Genomic DNA, 18,503 nt, shown 5'->3' with positions numbered 1-18,503 from the left:
AGCGGGGATAAATCCCCTTGTCACAAAAAGCGCTGCTCAGCGCAACGCGTAATCCAGCACGATCCCCACGAAAATCGCCATCCCGGCCCAATGGTTGTGCAGGAATGCCTGGAAGCAGCGCATCCGGTCCTTGCCGCGGGTGTACCAGAATTCCCAGGCAAAGCACGCGGCAGCGGCGACCAGGCCCAGGTGGAACCAGCCGCCGAGCTTGAACTGCGAGCCGGCCAGCAGCAGGCAGCCCAGGGCCAGGCCTTGCAGGGTCAGGATGATCGCCCGGTCGGCGTCGCCAAAGAGAATCGCCGTGGATTTCACGCCGATTCGCAAGTCATCGTCCCGGTCGGTCATCGCGTAATAGGTGTCGTAGGCCACCGTCCACAGCAGGTTGGCGATGTACAACAGCCAAGCGGCTGCCGGCAGATGGCCGGTTTCGGCGGTGAAGGCCATCGGCATGCCCCAGGAGAACGCCGCGCCCAGCACCACTTGCGGGTAATAGGTGTAGCGCTTCATGAACGGGTAGGTGCACGCCAGGGCCAGCCCGCCCAGGGACAGCAGGATGGTCGGCGCGTTGGTGCACAGCACCAGCAGGAAACTCACGGCCATCAGCACGGCGAAGAACACCAATGCCTCTTTCGAACTGATCTTGCCACTCGCCAAAGGGCGCTGCGCGGTGCGCTTGACGTGGCCGTCCACCTTGCGGTCGGCCCAGTCGTTGATCACGCAACCGCCGGCGCGGGTCAGCACCACGCCGAGGACGAAAATCACGATATTGGCCAGGGAGGGCGAGCCTTCACCGGCGACCCACAGCGCCCACAGTGTTGGCCATAACAGCAGGTAGATGCCGATGGGCTTGTCCATGCGGGTCAGTTGCACGAAGTCCCAGGCCCGTGGGTTCAGGCGGTTCAGGGATTTGAGCAGTTGCAGGTACATCAGCAATTCTCCGAATAGGCACGGGCGACCGTCCACACGCGTGGCAAGAAGACTTCCGCCACCAGCACGCTCAGCGCGCCGCGGTCGAAGCGCGAACGGCGGCCCCACAGTTCACGGCGGCGCACATCGGCCGGCAACCATTGTTCGGGGTAATGGCAAACCTCGATGGCTCGGCGCTGGAACGCCTGGTCGCAAAACAGCAGTTCGCCCAGGGAGCGGCTGCCCAGGCCATCCAGGTGCAACCCGTCGCCCTGCAACGCACTGCGCGCCGCCACGCTGCGGGCAAATACCCACGGCTCGCCGTGACCGCGCAGGTACACCTCGCGCACCCAGCCCTCGCTGCCCTGCGCCAGGTCCAGAGCCGCGCATTCATCGTCGCGCAGCGGTTGCCAGCCTTCGAACAGCGGCGTCACGCTGAAGTGATCGTCCGACAGGCTCGTCAGGCGGCGGGTCAGGGAACCTTCGTCGAACAACCAGTCGAGTACACAGGCATCGGGACGGGGCGACAGCAGGGGCCCGGGCAGCCATTGGAGTGTAGGAAATATCGAATTTGTCGGCGGCACAGAGGTCATGAATGGCAGCAAATGAGGCCGCGAGCTTACCATGTCGGTCGGCGATGTTGACGGGTTGGACCTGCCGTCGTACCGATCACGCTTGCATCTGGCGCGACCGATCAGTACAAAACGCCCTGAGCCGCAACGGCGTCTTCATCGACCCGACCAATACCGGCAAACGCCTGACACCTGAGGAAGTACCTGAATGAAGAAGTGGCAATGTATCGTCTGCGGCCTGATCTACAACGAAGCCGAGGGTTGGCCCGATGACGGCATCGCCGCCGGGACCCGTTGGGAAGACGTACCGGCAGACTGGCTGTGCCCGGACTGCGGCGTCGGCAAGATGGATTTCGAAATGATCGAAATCAACTAAGCGAACCCCTGACCGTTTCCCCGGATGGAGAGCAACATGAGCGCACCTGTCGTCATCGTCGGTACTGGCCTGGCCGGTTACAACCTGGCCCGGGAGTTTCGCAAGCTCGATAGCGAAACCCCCTTGCTGTTGATTACCGCCGACGACGGTCGCTCCTACTCCAAGCCGATGCTCTCCACCGGCTTTGGCAAGAACAAGGATGCCGACGGCCTGAGCATGGCCGAGCCGGGGGCCATGGCCGAGCAGCTCAAGGCCGAGGTCCGCACCCATACGCGCATCAGCGGCATCGACCCGGGGCACCAGCGGCTGTGGATCGGCGAGGAAGCGGTGAACTACCGTGACCTCATCCTGGCCTGGGGCGCCGAAACCGTGCGTGTGCCGGTACAGGGCGACGCCTCGGACCTGATCTTCCCCATCAACGACCTGGAAGACTACGCGCGCTTCCGGGCCGCCGCTGCCGGCAAGCGCCGGGTGCTGCTGCTCGGCGCCGGGCTGATTGGTTGCGAGTTCGCCAACGACCTGATCCTGGGCGGCTATGAGGTGCAACTGGTGGCCCCGTGCGAACAGGTGATGCCGACGCTGTTGCATCCGGCGGCCGCTGCGGCGGTTCAGGCCGGGCTGGAGAGCCTGGGGGCGCGGTTCCACCTGGGCCCCGTGCTCAATCGCCTGCAACGCGGCGCCGACGGGCTTGAGGCGCACCTGTCCGATGGCCAGGTGATTGCCTGCGACCTGGTGGTGTCGGCCATCGGCCTGCGCCCGCGCATCGACCTGGCGGCGGCTGCCGGCCTGGTGGTCAATCGCGGCGTGGTGGTCGACCGCCATTTGAAGACCTCCCACGCCAACATCTACGCCCTGGGCGACTGTGCCGAGGTGGATGGGCTGAACCTGCTGTACGTCATGCCCTTGATGAGCTGCGCCCGCGCCCTGGCCCAGACCCTGGCGGGCAACCCGACCGCCGTGAGCTACGGCCCCATGCCGATCACCGTGAAAACCCCGGTGTGTCCGCTGGTGGTGTCGCCACCGCCTCGCGGCCGAGAAGGCGTGTGGAGCGTCGAAGGGCAGGGCGCCGACATCAAGGCGCTGTGTCGCGACGCCCAGGGCAACCTGCTGGGCTACGCCCTGACCGGCGCCGCGGTGATGGAGAAACTGGCGCTGAACAAGGAGCTTCCGGGCTTGCTGGCGTAAATACTGGTCGTTCTGTCGCAAAAACCCTACTTTTGACCCCACAAAGGTCGTTCGGACACTGGCGTCGTCCTCGGCCCCGTGCCATTCTCACTCCCGTCTGCCGCAGTGTAGAGCCTGCGGCGCCTTAGGGGCTGTTCCACAGAGAGCAGCACGGACATAACAACAAAAAAACCGTCAAAGGGGCTTCATTCATGCGTAAACCAGAACTCGCCGCCGCCATCGCGGAAAAAGCAGACCTCACCAAAGAACAAGCCAACCGCGTCCTCAACGCGGTACTCGAAGAAATCACCGGCGCCCTGCATCGCAAGGACAGCGTCACCCTGGTGGGCTTCGGCACCTTCCTGCAACGCCACCGCGGCGCCCGCACCGGCAAAAACCCACAAACGGGTGAGCCAGTGAAAATCAAGGCCAGCAACACCGTTGCCTTCAAACCGGGCAAGTTCTTGAAGGACAGCGTTAATCCGTAATTGCTACGGGCTCTCCGGACCGGGGGGATAAAGCAACCACGAAAAAGGCACACCAAGGGAATCGGGTGCCTTTTTTTTTGAGCCCGCGATTTGTCCCGCCGGTTACGGCATGCTCATCAGTGCCATGCGCAGGCGCCTGATCAGTTTCGGGGTCTTGAGGCAATCGGCCGGGCGCTTGTTGTCCAGGGCCGGGACGACCTGTTCCAGCCACCACAGGCCTTCCTTGAGGCCGCGTTTGCCGTAGAGCACCACAGCCATGTCGAGGTGACCGTCCATGGCCTTGGCCAGTGTGCGGGCGTTGTCGTCGAGGTAGTCCTCTTCATACAGGCGCACGAACGTTTGCCAGTCGGCATCGCCGACGTATTCGTCTTCCAGTCCCATGTCAGAATCCGTCAAAGGAGATCAAGTTGCTGCCGGTCGGGTTTCGCGCCGACGGCGCCAGGATCCCATCGTAACCATTGGCCTTGGCCCACGCACCAATCTGGTGGGTCTGGGTGTATTTGTTGCCGGTGATGCTCTTGAGGGACACGCCCAGTTGCTTGCGGACATCGGCCCGGGTCAGGTCGAGGACGTTGTTGAGCTGGACCTTCTTGCTCACCAGCACCCGCGTGGACAGGTCCACGCCCCAGTGGTTGACCTCGCCCATGGCGGTCTTGCGCGAGTTGGCGCCGTATACCCCACCCAGCCCCGGCGCGGTGTACCGGTGGCGGGCGGCCACGTTCCACTTGTGCGCTGTCCAGGTCGTGCTGATCCGCCCCGGCTCTTCGAATCGATACACCGTCCGGTTGACCTTGCGGCCCTTCGGCGGGGTGCTGCATTTCATCAACCCCAACGGGTCGATCCAGCTCACCGGGTTCGGCGCGTACTGGTAGAGGTTCAGGCCACCGGCCAGGCCGATGGGGTCCGGCGTGGTGAAGCGGCCGATGTCCGGGTCGTAGAAGCGCAGGGTGTTGTAGTGCAGGCCGGTTTCCCGGTCCAGGTACTGGCCCTGGAACCGCAGGTTCTGCTCTTCGATGTAATACGGCTCGCGCAACTCTTCGGCGGTGTTGCCCCACACCTGATAACGGGCACGCCACAGCGTATGGCCGTCGCTTTCCGACAGTTGCTCGGGCTGGCCGTTGAAGTCGTTGTGGTAGTAACGGACTTTCTGCTGCTCGCCCAGGCCATCGACCCTGGCCAAAGGCTCGTGGCCGTCGTCGGCGTAGATGTAGAGGCTGGTCTGGCTGTTGCGGTGCTCCTGTAACAGTTGCAGCGCATCCCAGGTGAAGCGGGTGCGGCCCAGCAGCGTCGCGTGGCGGTCGTACTCGGTTTTTTCGATGCGCCGGCCCAGCGGGTCGTAGGTCATTTTCACGACCGAGCCGTTGTCGTTATGCACCTGCACCAGGCGCTGCTCGGCGTCGTATACGAACCGCTGCACACCGCGCCGGCTGCTGCGCTTTTCCACCATGCGACCGAAGCCGTCGTAGCGGTAGCGCTTGTCCTGATAGGTCAGCAAGCGGTTATGGGCGACGTGCCCCGTGCCCATCAGCCCGTCGAGCAGGTTGGCGGCCGGATCGTAGGCAAAGCCTTCGCGCTGGCCCTGGAGGTTGTCCTGGCTGGCGAGGATCCGGCCGGTGGCGTCGTAATGCAGCAGTTGGCGATGAGGCGTTTCGGGTTGGTTGTCGAAGCGCTCCACCAGTTGATCGCTGCCGTCATAGGCAAACAGCGACTGCGCCGCCGGCGGCAGCAACGTCGACAGGCCTTGCTGGCGGCGCTGCCGGGCCCGTAGGCGCCCGCTGCGGTCGTACTCGCTGCGGGTGCTGAGACGGCCCTGGGTACGCAGCACTTCGCGGTGCAGGCGGTCGCGCTCGAAATCGCTGATGACCCTGCCGTCGAGGTTGATCTGGTGCAGGTGCCCGCTGCCGTAGTGCAGGCGATTCAGCCAGCGGCCATCGGGGAGCTGCGTCTGGGTGAGGTTGCCCAGTTCGTCATAACGATGCTCCAGGCTGCCGGCCCAGCCCTGTTCGGCGATCAGTTGCCCAAGCGCGTCATAACCAAAGCCGATGCTCTGCTGTTCTCCGGTCAGGCTGGTGAAGGTGATGGCGTTGACTTGGTCGAGGTCGTCATAGCGGTACTCGGTGCGCCCGTCGGCGGTGACCTTGGCAACCAACCGGCCCACGGCGTCGCGTTCCAGCTCATGGACGATGGGGGCTTGTGGCGCCAGGTCCAGGTCGGTGCTGCCGGGAGCGGCGATGGCTTCCACACGGGTGACGTTGTCCAGCGGGTCATAGGCGTAGCGCTTGAGGCTGCCGTCCAGGCTGTGCTGGGCACTCAGGCGGTCGCCGGCGTCCCAGGCGAACCGATAGCTTTCGCCATTCTCGTTGGTCAGGGCCAGCAACCGCCCGTAGTTGTCGTAGCTCAGTTCTATCCGCCGGCCATGGGCGTCGGTGCGCAGGCGCAGTTGCCCGCTCGGGGTGTGCTGGAAACGGGTGGTGTGCCCGGCGGGATCGCTGTAGCCGATCAACTGGCCGCTGGCATCGCGCTGATAGTGCTCGGTGCGACCGTCCGGCAGTTGCTTGCTCAGCAACCGGCCTTGGTCGTCATAGCTGAAGCGCGTGCGCTCGCCCAACGCATCGCTGCTGCTGACCAGCAGCCCGCGTTCGTCGTAGCTCAGCCGGGTGGTGTAGCCAGAGCAGTCGGTGTGTTCGCTGAGTTGTCCGAGGGCCGTCCAGCGCATCGTCTTGCGCTTGCCGCTGGCATCGATGACATCCACCACCTGGCCGTGGGCATCGTGGCGATAGCGGGTGACGTGGCCCAGCGGGTCGGTTTCACGGATGCGGTTGCCCCGCGCGTCATAGCGGTACTGCCAGGTATTGCCGGCCGCGTCGGTTTCCGCCAGGGGCAGGGCCCAGTGTTCGAGCCACAGGGTCGACTCGCTGCGTCCGAGTGGGTCGAGGGTCTGGCACAGATTGCCTGCTTCGTCATAGCTGAACTGATGCTGCCCCCCGTTGGGGTCGGTCGCGCCCAGCAGTTGGCTTTCATCGTTCCACTGGAACGTCCAGGTGCGGTCCAGGGCATCGGTGGCTTCGAGGATCTGGTAGCGGGCATCCCAGCGCCGGGTACTGCGGCGGTTCAAGCCGTCGGTGATGCGCGTGACACCGGCGGCCAGGTCATAGGTGAAGGTGTAGGTGTCGCCGGCGTCGGTCCAGTGGCGGACCACGCGCCATTCCCGGTCTTCGATCAGCGCCCATTCGTAGAAGCAGCGCAGGCCGGTGGGCAACTGGTGCTCCACCATCCGCCGCCCGAGGTCGTAGGCGTAGCGCCGCTTGACCTGGCTGTTGGACTGGCGCACTTGGGCCAGGTCCCCCTGGCTGTCGTAGTCGTAGTGCATCAGCACGTCGCGACGCTGGTCGGGGTAGAGGCGCTCGATCCGGCTGACCCGGCGTGGCCAGCGCGCGTCGTAGGCCAGTTCGGCCTGCACCAGGTCGAAGGTGTCGCGCAGGCGCACCAACCGCCCGCTCTCGTCGTAATCGAGGTGGATGCGGTTGTCGTTGCGATCGCCCAGCTGGTTGAGGCGCAGCAAGACCGCGTTCCCCGGCGTCGGTGTGAACAGGCGGTACAGGCCGTCCGCGCTTTCGATCAGCAGTTCGCCGTTGACGTGCCGGCGCACGTTGAGCCCTTCGCCCGGGCTGAACACCGCACCGCCCAGGGGAATCGAACCCATGTCGATGCGCCGGCCCTGTTCGTCGGTGTAGACCAGGGTCTCGCCACCCTCGGGATGGGGCAGTATCTCGACGCGCACCTCGTAGGCCACGCTCCAACCGGCGCCGAACAGCCCTTCACGGCGCTCGTCGCGGCTGTTGTAGAAACGCTGCCAGTCGATCGGCAGGATGCCCGGCAGGACGAAGTCCAGTTCCTCGACATCCCCCAGCACCTTGGCCCCGGTGGCGGCATGCACCGGGTTCGACGAACCCATGGCCGCGTTCGCCGCCGCGCCCATCGCGCTGCTGACCGCCATCGATGCTGCGCCGCCAATCAACATGCAAGGCAGATTGCTCAGAAACTTGCCCTTGCCGCCCTTGAGCATCAGCAGTGCGGTCACGGCCAGCCCCACGCCCGGCGTCTTGCCGCTGCGGATCTCGCGCACCACCACGGTACCGCCGCCGATGGTCACGTCAGGGGAAATCAAACCGGACGACACCACGGTCGCTTCGCAAGTGCTGCGGTCGCCGCTGCGCACCGCGGGTTGGCCGTTGATGGTGACCTTGTCCGAGCCTTCGGCCAAAAACTGCGGCGGCATCGGCGGATGCTTCAGGCAGGTGATCATGTCCAGCGGCTTGGGCACGGCGCCGGGCGCGGGCGTGGCGACGGTGGGGCGCCACATCTGCGAGAAGAAGCTCTCGGCCATGTCCAGGTAGCTGGGCTCGGGCTGCGGCTCCTCGAGTTCGGTGCCGGCGGGCGCGACATGGGACTCGATGGCCCCGGCGGCGCGGGCCGCTGGAATGTTGTTGGTCAGGGTGTCGGTGGAGCCGGTGAGGATGTTGGCCTGCACAGTGGGCGGAAAGAGGGCGTTGCCGATGCCCTCGCATAAATTGCTCAAGCCTTTGTCGGCCCCGGTCTTGCTCATGGCGATGCCCACCACGGCGCCCACCACCGCACCGAGCAGGAAGCAGCCGAGCCCACCGGTGGCCACGGTGATGCCGGTGGCGGCTACCACGGCGGCGGTGGCGACGGCGGTGATGGCGATGTTGGCCGCCACTTCCAGGACGCCGCCGAGAATGTCGGCCATCATCGAGGTGTGGTTCAGCGCATCGCCCAGGCGTGCGGCCCAGAGCGCGTCAGACATGCCTGTCGCTCATCAGGCCGGCACGTCGAACAACAGCGAGCCCTTGATGCTCGCCCAATGGGCGGCTTCGGCATCGCCGAGCTTCTCGGCCTTGACGTAGCTCAGGGCGAACATCTTGCGGGTGCCGGGCAGCACCAGGGCCAGTTGGTACTGGAATACCTTTTCGGTGCCCTTGTTGAACTGGCTGCGCAGCTCGATGCCTTCGACCTCCTGGCTGGCGCCCAGGCGCACCGGGACGCCCGGTTGGCAGCGCAGGTCCTGGACCTGTTTTTCCAGGCGCGCCAGTTGGTCGTCAAGGTTGCTTTGCAAGGTCTCGCCCTCGGCGAGCAGGCTGCGGCTGACGATCAAGGACGTGCCCAGCTCGGGGAACTTGAGGATATTGATCGTCGCGTCGAGCAGTTCGCTGGGCGGCAGTTGGAACTGGAATTCGTTGATGCGGTAAGTCATGGCGCCTGAATCTCTGGATTAACCCTGGGGGAACGCGGCTTTGATGTTCGCGTCGATGCTGCCCTTGACGCCCTGGCCGTCCGGCGTGGCACCGGGGCCGCCGCCGTTGTTCAGGTGCAGCACGCCGCCGGTGTTGAACTCGGCATCGCCGCTGGCGTAGAAGCTGATCTGCACGCCGGTCAGGTTGATCTGGCCGCTGGCATTGAGCTCCAGGATGCTTTCGCCGCACACCAGGCGCAGGTTCTCGCCCACCTCGATGACGTAGCTCTGGCTGATGCTGTCGGTCTTGCGCAGGCCCACCGAGAGGATGTCCTCCTGCTTGACGATGCGCAGGCGGTTGTTGCCGATGGTCACCGTCTCGTCATGGCCGATGCTCTTGTTGCGGTCGTGGCCCACCGAATGGCTTTCATCCACTTCCACCACGATGTCCTGGTTGCGCTCGGCATGGATGTACAACTGCTCGGCGCCTTTCTTGTCTTCCATGCGGATTTCGTTGAAGTTCGCCGGCGTGCCGCCCTTGCTCGAACGGCTCTTCATGCCGCTCTGGGTCGCATTGGCGGGCAGGTCGTAGGGCACGGTCTGTTCAGCGTTGTAGACACGACCGGTGATGATCGGCCGGTCCGGATCGCCTTCGAGGAAGCTGACGATCACTTCCTGGCCGATGCGTGGGATCTGCATCGAGCCCCAGTTTTTCCCGGCCCAGGCCTGTGACACGCGAATCCAGCAGGAGCTGTTTTCGTTGGACTGGTCGTGACGGTCCCAATAGAAATGCACCTTCACCCGGCCGAACTGGTCGGTCCAGATTTCCTCGTCCTTGGGGCCCACCACCAACGCGGTCTGCGGGCCTTTGACGATGGGGCGATGGGTGATGGGCAGCGGTCGATAGCTTTGCTGGGCGTCGATGCAGGTCAGGCTGCTTTCGAACTGGGCCGAGGGCGCGCCACCGTTGGTTTCGCCGCTTTCCTGGGAAATATAGTAACGGGCACCGACGATCAGGTACTCGCGGTTCTGGTCCTGGCGGGTGAAGCCAGTGAGGCTGAACAGGTTGCCCGAGCCCAGGCCGCGGGCGTTGCCGGCCAGCTCGACCTGCTCGTGCTGGGTCTGCAAGGCTTCGATGCGGGTGCGGGCGTAGTGTTCGCCATCGGCGCTCTGCACGTAGGTGCCGGGGTAGTCGTACAGCGGATAGTCACCGGCGGCATGCGGGCGTGGCATCGCCGAACGCACGTCGATCCGTGCGCTGGGACGCTGGAAGTCGTAGTCGTTGAGCTCCAGCGAACCCGGCTGGACTTCCTGAGCCAGGTGCCAGTCGTGAATGTGGTCGCGTTCGCGTTGCTGCTCGTTCTTCGGGTAGTAGGGCACCGACGCGTAGCCGGGCGCGCTGGTGTGCGCGCCGTAGGCATCGGCCAGCACCAGCACGTGGCGGCCTTGTTCGTGGCGGAAGAAGTAATAGATCCCTTCCTGCTCCATCAGCCGGCTGACGAAGTCGAAGCTGGTCTCGCGATACTGCACGCAGTATTCCCACTCGCGGTAGGTGGCGCTCAGGCTGTCTTCGAAATCGGAAAACCCGAGGTCGCGGAACACCTGCTTGATGATCTGCGGGATGGTCAGGTTCTGGAAAATCCGGCAGTCGGAGGTGCGCGTCAGCAGCCACAGCCAAGGCCTGAGCGTGGCCTGGTAGCTGGAGAACTGGCCCTGGTCGACGTTCTGGCTGCAGCGGGCAACGATGCCGTGGAAATACCGTTCGCCGCCGCCGTCCAGTTGCAGGCTCACGCACATGGGTTTGCCGAGCAATTGGTTGAGGTCGATGGCGTTGTCCAGCGAGTGCAGCTGCAACTCATAGTTGAACAGCCGCCCCAGCTCTTCGCCGCCACCCATGTCCTTGAGCAGCAGCACCTCGGGCCCCAGGGGGCTGGTGATTTTGGCCAGGCGTGAGGCTTGGTTGAATAACATCGGTTATCTCGTCGTTGTATGGGCTGCGCCGCTGTTTCCCTGAATAGACCGGATCAACTGTGGGAGCGAGCTTGCTCGCGATGGCGGTGTGTCAGTCAACCGTAATGCTGGCTGTAACTACGCTATCGCGAGCAAGCTCGCTCCCACAGGGGCCGGTGTACCTTTGAATCAGGCCGCGTCGCTGAAATCGTACTGCAATTCGTTGTCCACCGCGCTGATCCGCACGCCGGCCATGGCCTTGCCTTCGAGCATGCGGGTCAGGAACTCGCGGCTCATGTCCGGCAGCAGGCTGTTGGTCAGGATGGTGTCGATCATACGGCCGCCGCTTTCGGTTTCGGTGCAGCGCGAGACGATCAGGTCGATCACCGCGTCGTCGTAGTCGAACGCGACTTTGTGGGTGCTTTCCACGCGCTTCTTGATGCGGTTGAGTTGCAGGCGGGTGATGGCCTTGAGCATTTCGTCGCTGAGCGGATAGTACGGGATCGTCACCAGGCGGCCGAGCAGGGCCGGCGGGAAAATCTCCAGCAGCGGCTGGCGCAGGGCCTTGGCGATTTCTTCCGGCTCGGGCACGTTTTGCGGGTCTTTGCAGACGTCGGCGATCAGCTCGGTGCCGGCGTTGGTGGTCAGCAGGATCAGGGTGTTCTTGAAGTCGATCACCCGGCCTTCGCCGTCCTCCATGACGCCTTTGTCGAACACCTGGAAGAAGATCTCGTGCACGTCCGGGTGGGCTTTTTCCACCTCGTCCAGCAGCACCACGCTGTACGGTTTGCGCCGCACGGCTTCGGTCAGCACGCCGCCCTCGCCGTAGCCGATGTAGCCCGGTGGCGCGCCCTTGAGGGTGGACACGGTGTGGGCTTCCTGGAACTCGCTCATGTTGATGGTGATGACGTTCTGTTCGCCGCCGTACATGGCTTCGGCCAGGGCCAGGGCGGTTTCGGTCTTGCCCACGCCAGAGGTGCCGGCGAGCATGAACACGCCAATGGGCTTGCTCGGGTTGTCGAGGCCGGCGCGGGAAGTCTGGATGCGCTTGGCGATCATCTGCAGGGCGTGGTCCTGGCCGATGATGCGTTTTTTCAGGTGCTGGTCGAGGTTGAGCACGGTTTCCAGTTCGTTGCGGGCCATGCGGCCCACCGGGATACCGGTCCAGTCGGCGACCACCGAGGCCACGGCCTGGTAGTCCACGGTCGGCAGGATCAGCGGGTTCTCGCCTTGCAGGGCGCTGAGGCGCTGTTGCAGGTCCACCAGTTTTGCCCGCAGGTCGTGGCTTTCGTTGTCGCCAGCTTCGCTGGCGTCGTCGCTGTCCACCACGCCGACGCGCTCGCGCAGGGTGGCACGGGTGGCGAGCAGTTCGTCCACCAGGTTCTTCTCTTCGGCCCAGCGGCTTTCCAGTTCGGCCAGGCGTTCGCGCTCGGCGCTCAGCAGGCTTTCACTGTGGGTCTGGCGGCTGCCGATGACGACGCCGATCGCGTGCTCGCGGGCGATGATCTGCAGCTCGGTTTCCAGTGCCTCGATGCGCCGACGACTGTCATCCACTTCGGCCGGCACGGCGTGCAGGCTGATGGCGACGCGGGCGCAGGCGGTGTCCAGCAGGCTCACGGACTTGTCCGGCAACTGGCGAGCGGGGATGTAGCGGTGAGACAGCTTGACCGAGGCTTCCAGGGCTTCGTCGAGGATCTGCACCTGGTGGTGCTGTTCCATGGTCGAGGCCACGCCGCGCATCATCAGCAGGGCCTTGTCTTCCGACGGCTCGGCCACTTGCACCACTTGGAAACGACGGGTCAGGGCCGGGTCTTTCTCAATGTGCTTCTTGTACTCGGCCCACGTGGTGGCGGCGACGGTGCGCAAGGTGCCACGGGCCAGGGCCGGCTTGAGCAGGTTGGCCGCGTCACCGGTGCCGGCGGCGCCACCGGCCCCTACCAGGGTGTGGGCTTCGTCGATGAACAGGATGATCGGCTTGGGCGAGGCCTGGACGTCTTCGATGACCTGGCGCAGGCGCTGTTCGAACTCGCCTTTCATGCTCGCGCCGGCCTGCAACAGGCCGACGTCGAGGCTGCGCAGTTCCACGTCCTTGAGCGACGGCGGCACATCGCCGGCGACGATGCGCAGGGCAAAGCCTTCGACCACGGCGGTCTTGCCCACGCCGGCTTCACCGGTGAGGATCGGGTTGTTCTGGCGGCGGCGCATGAGGATGTCCACCAGTTGGCGGATCTCTTCGTCGCGGCCGACGATCGGGTCGAGCTTGCCGCTGCGGGCCTGCTCGGTGAGGTCGACGGTAAAGCGCTTGAGCGCTTCCTGCTTGCCCATGGCGCTGGGGGCCATGGCGCCGCTGGCTTCGCCGGGCACGCTGCCGGCGTTGAAGCCGTCACTGGCGGTCAGGGCGTTTTCCGGGGAGTCGCCGACGTATTCGTCAAAGCGTTCGCTCAGGGCTTCGGCCTTGACCTTGTCGAACTCCGACGACAACCCCAGCAGCGCATGGCGCAGGCTTGGCGTCTTGAGGATGCCGAGCACCAGGTACCCGGTGCGCACTTGGCTTTCACCGAACATCAGGCTGCCATACACCCAGCCGCGTTCCACGGCCTCCTCAACGTGGGACGACAGGTCGGTGATCGAGGTCGAGCCGCGTGGCAGGCGGTCCAGGGCGTCGGTCAGGTCGCGGGCCAGGCGCGCTGGCTCGACGTTGAACTGGCGGATGATGCGGTGCAGGTCCGAGTCCTGCAATTGCAGCAACTGGTGAAACCAGTGGGCCAGTTCCACATAAGGGTTACCGCGCAACTTGCAGAACACGGTGGCGGCTTCGATGGCTTTGTAGGCCACGCTGTTGAGTTTGCCGAACAACGCGGCGCGACTGATTTCACCCATGCTCATGGCTCCTTGAGGTCTGTGAGGTGTTGGCCTGTTCGGCGTAATGCCGGGCCAGTATTAGATCGTTGGCATCTTTTTCGGGCTGGCCCAGCCAGGTGTTGAACCCCAGGCGGAAACGGCCGTTGAGTTGTAGCGCCGGGACCTCGGGCTGCTCCAGGACCAGGTTCAGGTCCCAGTCCAGTTCATGGCCCAGGTATTCGGCGACCCAGGCCACCAGTTCATTGAACGGCTGGCTGCCGGGCAGCATGCCCATGTAGTCCACCAGCTTGAGCGGCCCCAGGCGAATGCGGAACTTGTGCTGGCGATCCCAGACGTAGCGACCCAGGCAGAAGTCCACGCCCAGTTGATGAGCGCTGACGCCGACGCGGCTGCGTTCCGGCAGCTCCAGCCATTGGCCGACGTACTCTTCGATTTCCACCGGCAGGCCGAAATACTCGCCCAGGATCGCCTTCAAACCATCGGGGTAGCGGGTTTGCGCCGCCAGGTGGCCGCTGTAGTGCAGCTTCGCCGTGTCGGGAATCAGCCCCTGCTTGAGCAGGCTGGGCATGCCGCGTCCGCTCAAGGACGCCAGGCGCGCCGACCAGTAGTCGTCGTCCGGGCGGTCGTGGCTGACCGTCGGCCGCGCTTCGGCCCAGGCCCGGTAAAACAGGCTGAGCAAGCGATGGTGGAACACGTCGAGAAAGCGCTTGCTGGTGCTGTCGGCGTTGTTGCGCTGGCGTTCGCGCACGTATTCGGTGATGTGCAGCGGCATCGGCCCGTTGGGGCCGCCGAGGCCGAAGAAGAATTGCTCCAGCCGCGCGGGCGCGCCGTCGCTGCCCGGTTGCACCGAGGCCAATGTCGCCGGCGCGAAGGTGCAGTCGGCTTGTTGGCCCAGGCGCAGCGGGTCATCGGCCAGGCGTAGCGAATGGCCCAGGCGCGGCAGCTCGGGGGATTCACACTCGATGCGCCGCAAGGCCTGGAAGAAGTCGTATTCCCAGGGCTCCTGGTGCATCGCTTCCAGGGTACTCACAGGGTCGGACGACGTCCGGGCTTGGCTTTCCATCGCATGATCTCGCCGCGTTCGGTGGTACGAATCACCGTTTCGGTAAAACTGTTGATCGACACGTAGCGTGCCAGGAAGCGCTCGAACACCGCGCCGAGCAGGAATACGCCGGTGCCGCGAAACGCGTTTTCATCGAACTCCAGGGTGATCTCCAGGCCGCGACCGAAGACGATCGGGCCGGGCATCGGCAGGCGTCGGGTGCAGGCTTTGCTGCTGACTTCCCGCAGGCCTTCGATCTGCAATTGCAGCGCCGCATCGTTGCTGTCCCCGTACAGGCGCAGCAGCTCGCGCAGTGCGGCGGCGCCCTGGCCTTGTTCACTGAGGGACAGGTAGTTCAGCGACAACTGGCTGATCAGCCGCCAGGCCTTGGCGTCGTGGGCATGGCTGGCCCGTGGACGACTGGGCCCGGCCACGCAGCGCACGGCGCCGACCGGGGCACTGTCGGCCAGGGTGAAGTCGGTCTTGCCGCTGCCCACGCTCATGAACAGCGGCAGGTCGCGGTTGGTGCACAGCGCCGTCACGCCCAGTTGGCGCAGGTCATGGCGATAAGGCGCCTGCTGGCTGTCCACCAGGCTGACGAACGTTTCGCTGCCGATGTAGGTCGAGCGCGGGCCGTTGCGGCGCTGGTCGCTGGAGAGCACCCGCGGTTCACGACGCACCGTGTAGTACGCCTTGTCGCGCCCATAGCGCGACGGATCGCGCACGGCGTAGAACGGCAGGAACGGCTGTTCCGGCCCGGTGCCGTGGCCGGTGAGGCCGGTCAGCGAATGCACCTCGAAATCCATCGGCCGGGTACGGTCGGCGATCACGTGGTGTTCGTTGACCCGCTCCGACAAGTGAATGCGATCCAGGCGCTTGGGAAACAGGTTGATGGCCGGGGTGCAGAACGGCAGGAACTGCGCGGCCCCGACGCTGCCTTCCAGGCTCGGGTCGTGGCGGTCGAACAGCACGATCAGCTCCAGTTCCTGGCCGTCGCAACGCTTGACCGCCCGGCCCAGCTGGGTGAAGTCGACGAACAGAAAACGCTGGGGCAGGGCGAAGTATTCCTGCAACAGGCGATAGCCCTGGAAGGCCCGCGACACCACGGGCAGCGCCGCGTCGGCATCGTCGAAGCCGCGCGAACGCAGCGCGTCCTGGGGCAGGCGCTCGACCCAGTCGCCGCCGGGCTTGCGCGCGAACACTGCGCAGGCGTTGCCCAGCAGTTGCTCATAGAGGCGGAACGGTTGCTCGTCGGCACCGCTCAGGTACAGCGGCAGGTTGTCCAGGGCCAGGCTGTTGAACGGCAGTTCGGCCCCGGTGCGCAGGGTCAGGCGCAGGCCGGCCTTGGCCTTCGGCTCGCTGGCGGCCAGGCGCCCGAGCACCGTGGACGGGTTGCCGAAGTATTCGGCGTGGCTGACCTGCAACGGCCACAACGTCACCGCGTGGGCGGTGCGGTACTCGCAGCAGGTCTGGGTTTCACGGCCCAGGGCGGCGCGCAGGACGCTGTCGCGGGGCAGCGGGAAGCCGCTGCTCAACGAGCCTTCGTCCGGGTCGGCCTGCAACTGCACCACGGTCATCGACGGCGTGGGCGCCAGGTAATGGGGGTAGGCGATTTCCAGCAGGTTGTGGGTGAAGGTCGGGTACTCGGCGTCGAGCTTGAGCTGTACCCGCGCCGTCAGGTAGGCGAAGCCTTCGAGCAGGCGTTCCACGTACGGGTCGGCGCAGTCCATGCCGGACAACGTCAGCCGGCTGGCGATCTTGGGGTATTCCTTGGCGAACTCCGCCGCGCTTTCGCGCACGTGGTGAAGTTCCTGGTTGTACAGTTCCAGCAAACGCGGGTTCATGAACGTCTCCGCTGGTCGGCATTGACCACCCGCACGTGGCCGGTCTCCAGGTCCAGGTCGGTTTGCAACATCAGGCGCAGGGGCACCGGCTGAGCCCAGAGGTCGCCTTCGATCTCGAAGCTCAGGGCGTTGTGGTTCATCTCGGCGGTGGCCCGAGCACGCACGCGCAGGGTGTGGCGCAGGATCCGCGGCTCGAACGTGGCGATGGCCTGGTGAATCAGGGTTTCCAGGGCCGAGACATCGACGTTCGAGGCGCTGTTGCCGGCCAGTGCCGGCAACCCGAAGTTCACCACCGAGGTGCCGGCCGCCGTGTGCAGCGTGGCATCGGCGTCGAGCAGGGCGGTGGTGTTGAGCAGCCACGCCAGGTCACGCAGCACCGAGGCCTTGAGCTGGGTGAGCGAGAGCACGCGTTTGTCGGCGCTTTCCTTGGGATTGGTCGGATCGTCGTCAGTCAACCGATCCAGCAGGGACGGTTGCAGGCGATCGCGGGCGGCGATTTCGGTTACCACGTAAAGGGTGCCACGTACATTTTCTGGTCTCCGCCGGCGCCGCAAGCTGCATACAGGCTGACCGTTCCCGCCTCGAAACCTTCCGGCAACTGACGAACAGCCTGCATTTTGCTCAGACAGTCGCGGCTGGGGGCGGGCATGTGTTCGCTGCGCCAGACCGCAAAAATCGGGATGTTGTTGAACATTTCCACGCGCAGTTTCTGCTGTTTATCCAAACTGAAACCGCACGGCCATTCCATGTCCAGCTTCATGCGACTCTGGTCGGGTTTGACCAGCGTGCATTGACCCTGATCGTCAACCAGGCTGAGTGGCTGGCCCTCGAAAACCGCCTGGGTCGTCAGCGTCCCGGCATGCTCGGCGCATGCGCTCAGGCTGATCAGGCTAGTCGTCAGGCATAGGGCGAACAGGGCCTTGTTCATTAAGTGAGCTCCCAGAACCAGACCTTCTTGGATCGATAGAAAAGGTCGCTGGTTTGGGTCAGGCCACGATTCCATAGATCGATATGGTCGCCGCTACGACCTTCGGCAGTCTCTCCGGATTGCTGGAAGCAGTCCTTGAAGAAAATCAGGCCGGTCTTGCCCATCAATGTCTTTCGGTCTTCGGGGCTGTTACTGAGAATAGTTGGACGGCCCAGATGATGTTTCCACAACCAATTGGCCAATGACTCGGCGCCCCTGGCGTGTTCATGCTTGCACAGCGGGTCTTTGGTGTAGGTGGATTTGTTGACCTTGATGGTTTTCTCCGCATTGAGCGTCAGGCTCATGCGTATGGCGCATTGGTTTGCCCACGGACCGTCACAGGGTTTTGCGTCAGGATGGGCAACCAGCAGGTCGGAATAGGCTTTCCACAAATTGATAAACGAAGGCTTGGCCATGACTCAGATACCGCGCGCAAAAGGATTGGATTCGAGCAAGCACCAAACACCCCCGGCGCAGGGCACCGGGGGCGTGTTCGATTACACCTTGACGTTCTGACGCACGTTCCAGCCGAACTTGACCGGACCGCCTTCCTTGGTGCCGTCGGCTTTCTGCGGCTGGTAGTCCACCAGTACCTTGGCGAAGTTCAGGGTGACGTTTTCGGTCAGGCGATCATCGCTGCCCGAGCCGCCGGTGCTCAGGGAGGTGATCAGCACTTCTTCCAGGTTGATGATCATGTACTCGACCTGGCTTTCACCGCCGGCCTTGCGCACGGTCAGCTTGACCTTGTCGATGTGCTTGCCGCTGGCGCAGTGCATCATCAGGTTCGGCGAGGCCTTGTCGACGTACTTGGTCAACGACAGGTCCTGGATGTTCACCTTGCCCGCACCACCGCCGCTGCCGGTGTGCATGTTGCCGGACTGGGACATGCCCCAGCTCCAGTTCAGGACGTCGATTTCGTCCTTGTGGGCCTTGTCCATGGACTCGCCCTTGATGTCGCCGATCTTGATGAAAATATCAACAGCCATGTTTTCTCCCTGTGTGGTTTCTAACCACATTGTTTGGTTGACGCTGACCTTGCGAAATTACGTTGGATGTCAGCCGAAACACCGGACCTGTGGGA

Annotated in this window: 16 protein-coding genes; 3 read left to right on the top strand and 13 right to left on the bottom strand. The window is 64.4% G+C overall.

From position 1 onward, the window contains the following. Positions 1 to 36: 36 nt before the first annotated feature. Together ubiA and AD664_RS23750 are read right to left on the bottom strand one after the other, a co-directional pair. A complete protein-coding gene (ubiA, locus tag AD664_RS23755) occupies positions 37 to 927 on the bottom strand; it encodes a 4-hydroxybenzoate octaprenyltransferase (protein WP_053150361.1) in 891 nt (296 codons plus the stop codon). After that, complete coding sequence (locus AD664_RS23750; protein WP_157061595.1) at positions 927 to 1,499, bottom strand: chorismate lyase; 573 nt, start codon at positions 1,497 to 1,499, stop codon at positions 927 to 929. Before AD664_RS23750 ends, ubiA begins: the two co-directional genes overlap by 1 nt. A gap of 187 nt (positions 1,500 to 1,686) precedes the next feature. Here AD664_RS23750 and AD664_RS23745 point away from each other — a divergent pair, with 187 nt between their 5' ends. The 3 genes from AD664_RS23745 to AD664_RS23735 all read left to right on the top strand — a co-directional run bounded on the left by AD664_RS23745 (position 1,687) and on the right by AD664_RS23735 (position 3,506). Further along, positions 1,687 to 1,854 (top strand): rubredoxin, encoded by a 168-nt coding sequence (locus tag AD664_RS23745; protein ID WP_041476603.1) that lies wholly within the window; start codon positions 1,687 to 1,689, stop codon positions 1,852 to 1,854. Between the two features lie 36 nt (positions 1,855 to 1,890). Beyond that, positions 1,891 to 3,039, top strand: a complete 1,149-nt coding sequence (locus AD664_RS23740; protein ID WP_053150358.1) for an NAD(P)/FAD-dependent oxidoreductase — start codon at positions 1,891 to 1,893, stop codon at positions 3,037 to 3,039. 191 nt (positions 3,040 to 3,230) lie between these two features. After that, the gene (locus AD664_RS23735; protein ID WP_003177201.1) at positions 3,231 to 3,506 is read left to right on the top strand and encodes an HU family DNA-binding protein; all 276 of its coding nucleotides are present in this window, start codon (positions 3,231 to 3,233) and stop codon (positions 3,504 to 3,506) included. 102 nt (positions 3,507 to 3,608) lie between these two features. On the opposite strand, the gene AD664_RS23730 is transcribed toward AD664_RS23735, so the two are convergent. The 11 genes from AD664_RS23730 to AD664_RS23680 all read right to left on the bottom strand — a co-directional run bounded on the left by AD664_RS23730 (position 3,609) and on the right by AD664_RS23680 (position 18,408). After that, positions 3,609 to 3,887: a hypothetical protein gene (locus AD664_RS23730; protein ID WP_053150355.1), complete on the bottom strand. Its 279-nt coding sequence runs from the start codon at positions 3,885 to 3,887 to the stop codon at positions 3,609 to 3,611. Between the two features lies 1 nt (position 3,888). Next, positions 3,889 to 8,331 carry an RHS repeat-associated core domain-containing protein gene (locus AD664_RS23725; protein ID WP_053150352.1) on the bottom strand — a complete coding sequence of 1,481 codons (4,443 nt, stop codon included), beginning with the start codon at positions 8,329 to 8,331 and terminating at the stop codon, positions 3,889 to 3,891. Between the two features lie 12 nt (positions 8,332 to 8,343). Next, positions 8,344 to 8,778, bottom strand: coding sequence for a DcrB-related protein (locus AD664_RS23720; RefSeq protein WP_042731853.1), 435 nt, complete (start codon positions 8,776 to 8,778; stop codon positions 8,344 to 8,346). A gap of 18 nt (positions 8,779 to 8,796) precedes the next feature. Continuing rightward, positions 8,797 to 10,728 (bottom strand): type VI secretion system tip protein VgrG, encoded by a 1,932-nt coding sequence (locus tag AD664_RS23715; protein ID WP_047735740.1) that lies wholly within the window; start codon positions 10,726 to 10,728, stop codon positions 8,797 to 8,799. Positions 10,729 to 10,896: 168 nt separating this feature from the next. After that, positions 10,897 to 13,587 carry a type VI secretion system ATPase TssH gene (tssH, locus tag AD664_RS23710; RefSeq protein ID WP_053150349.1) on the bottom strand — a complete coding sequence of 897 codons (2,691 nt, stop codon included), beginning with the start codon at positions 13,585 to 13,587 and terminating at the stop codon, positions 10,897 to 10,899. Next, positions 13,580 to 14,632: a type VI secretion system baseplate subunit TssG gene (gene tssG / locus AD664_RS23705; RefSeq protein ID WP_042731850.1), complete on the bottom strand. Its 1,053-nt coding sequence runs from the start codon at positions 14,630 to 14,632 to the stop codon at positions 13,580 to 13,582. The genes tssH and tssG overlap by 8 nt, the downstream gene beginning before the upstream one ends. Further along, the gene (gene tssF / locus AD664_RS23700; protein WP_047735741.1) at positions 14,596 to 16,455 is read right to left on the bottom strand and encodes a type VI secretion system baseplate subunit TssF; all 1,860 of its coding nucleotides are present in this window, start codon (positions 16,453 to 16,455) and stop codon (positions 14,596 to 14,598) included. The genes tssG and tssF overlap by 37 nt, the downstream gene beginning before the upstream one ends. Beyond that, entirely contained in the window at positions 16,452 to 16,964 is a 513-nt protein-coding gene (gene tssE / locus AD664_RS23695) for a type VI secretion system baseplate subunit TssE (protein ID WP_053150347.1), read from the bottom strand. The genes tssF and tssE overlap by 4 nt, the downstream gene beginning before the upstream one ends. Further along, positions 16,958 to 17,383: a hypothetical protein gene (locus AD664_RS23690; protein ID WP_053150344.1), complete on the bottom strand. Its 426-nt coding sequence runs from the start codon at positions 17,381 to 17,383 to the stop codon at positions 16,958 to 16,960. Before AD664_RS23690 ends, tssE begins: the two co-directional genes overlap by 7 nt. Further along, positions 17,383 to 17,838: a T6SS effector amidase Tae4 family protein gene (locus AD664_RS23685; RefSeq protein WP_024776799.1), complete on the bottom strand. Its 456-nt coding sequence runs from the start codon at positions 17,836 to 17,838 to the stop codon at positions 17,383 to 17,385. Before AD664_RS23685 ends, AD664_RS23690 begins: the two co-directional genes overlap by 1 nt. An 81-nt stretch (positions 17,839 to 17,919) precedes the next feature. Next, on the bottom strand, positions 17,920 to 18,408 hold the full coding sequence (locus tag AD664_RS23680) for a type VI secretion system tube protein Hcp (protein ID WP_053150341.1): 489 nt from the start codon (positions 18,406 to 18,408) through the stop codon (positions 17,920 to 17,922). Between the last annotated feature and the right edge of the window lie 95 nt (positions 18,409 to 18,503).

The sequence above is a fragment of the Pseudomonas sp. P97.38 genome (assembly GCF_001269745.1).
In the GTDB taxonomy this organism is placed as follows: Bacteria; Pseudomonadota; Gammaproteobacteria; order Pseudomonadales; family Pseudomonadaceae; genus Aquipseudomonas; species Aquipseudomonas chlororaphis_E.
The sequence above is the reverse complement of the archived record's forward strand: the minus strand, read 5'-3'. Positions and strand labels throughout refer to the sequence as shown.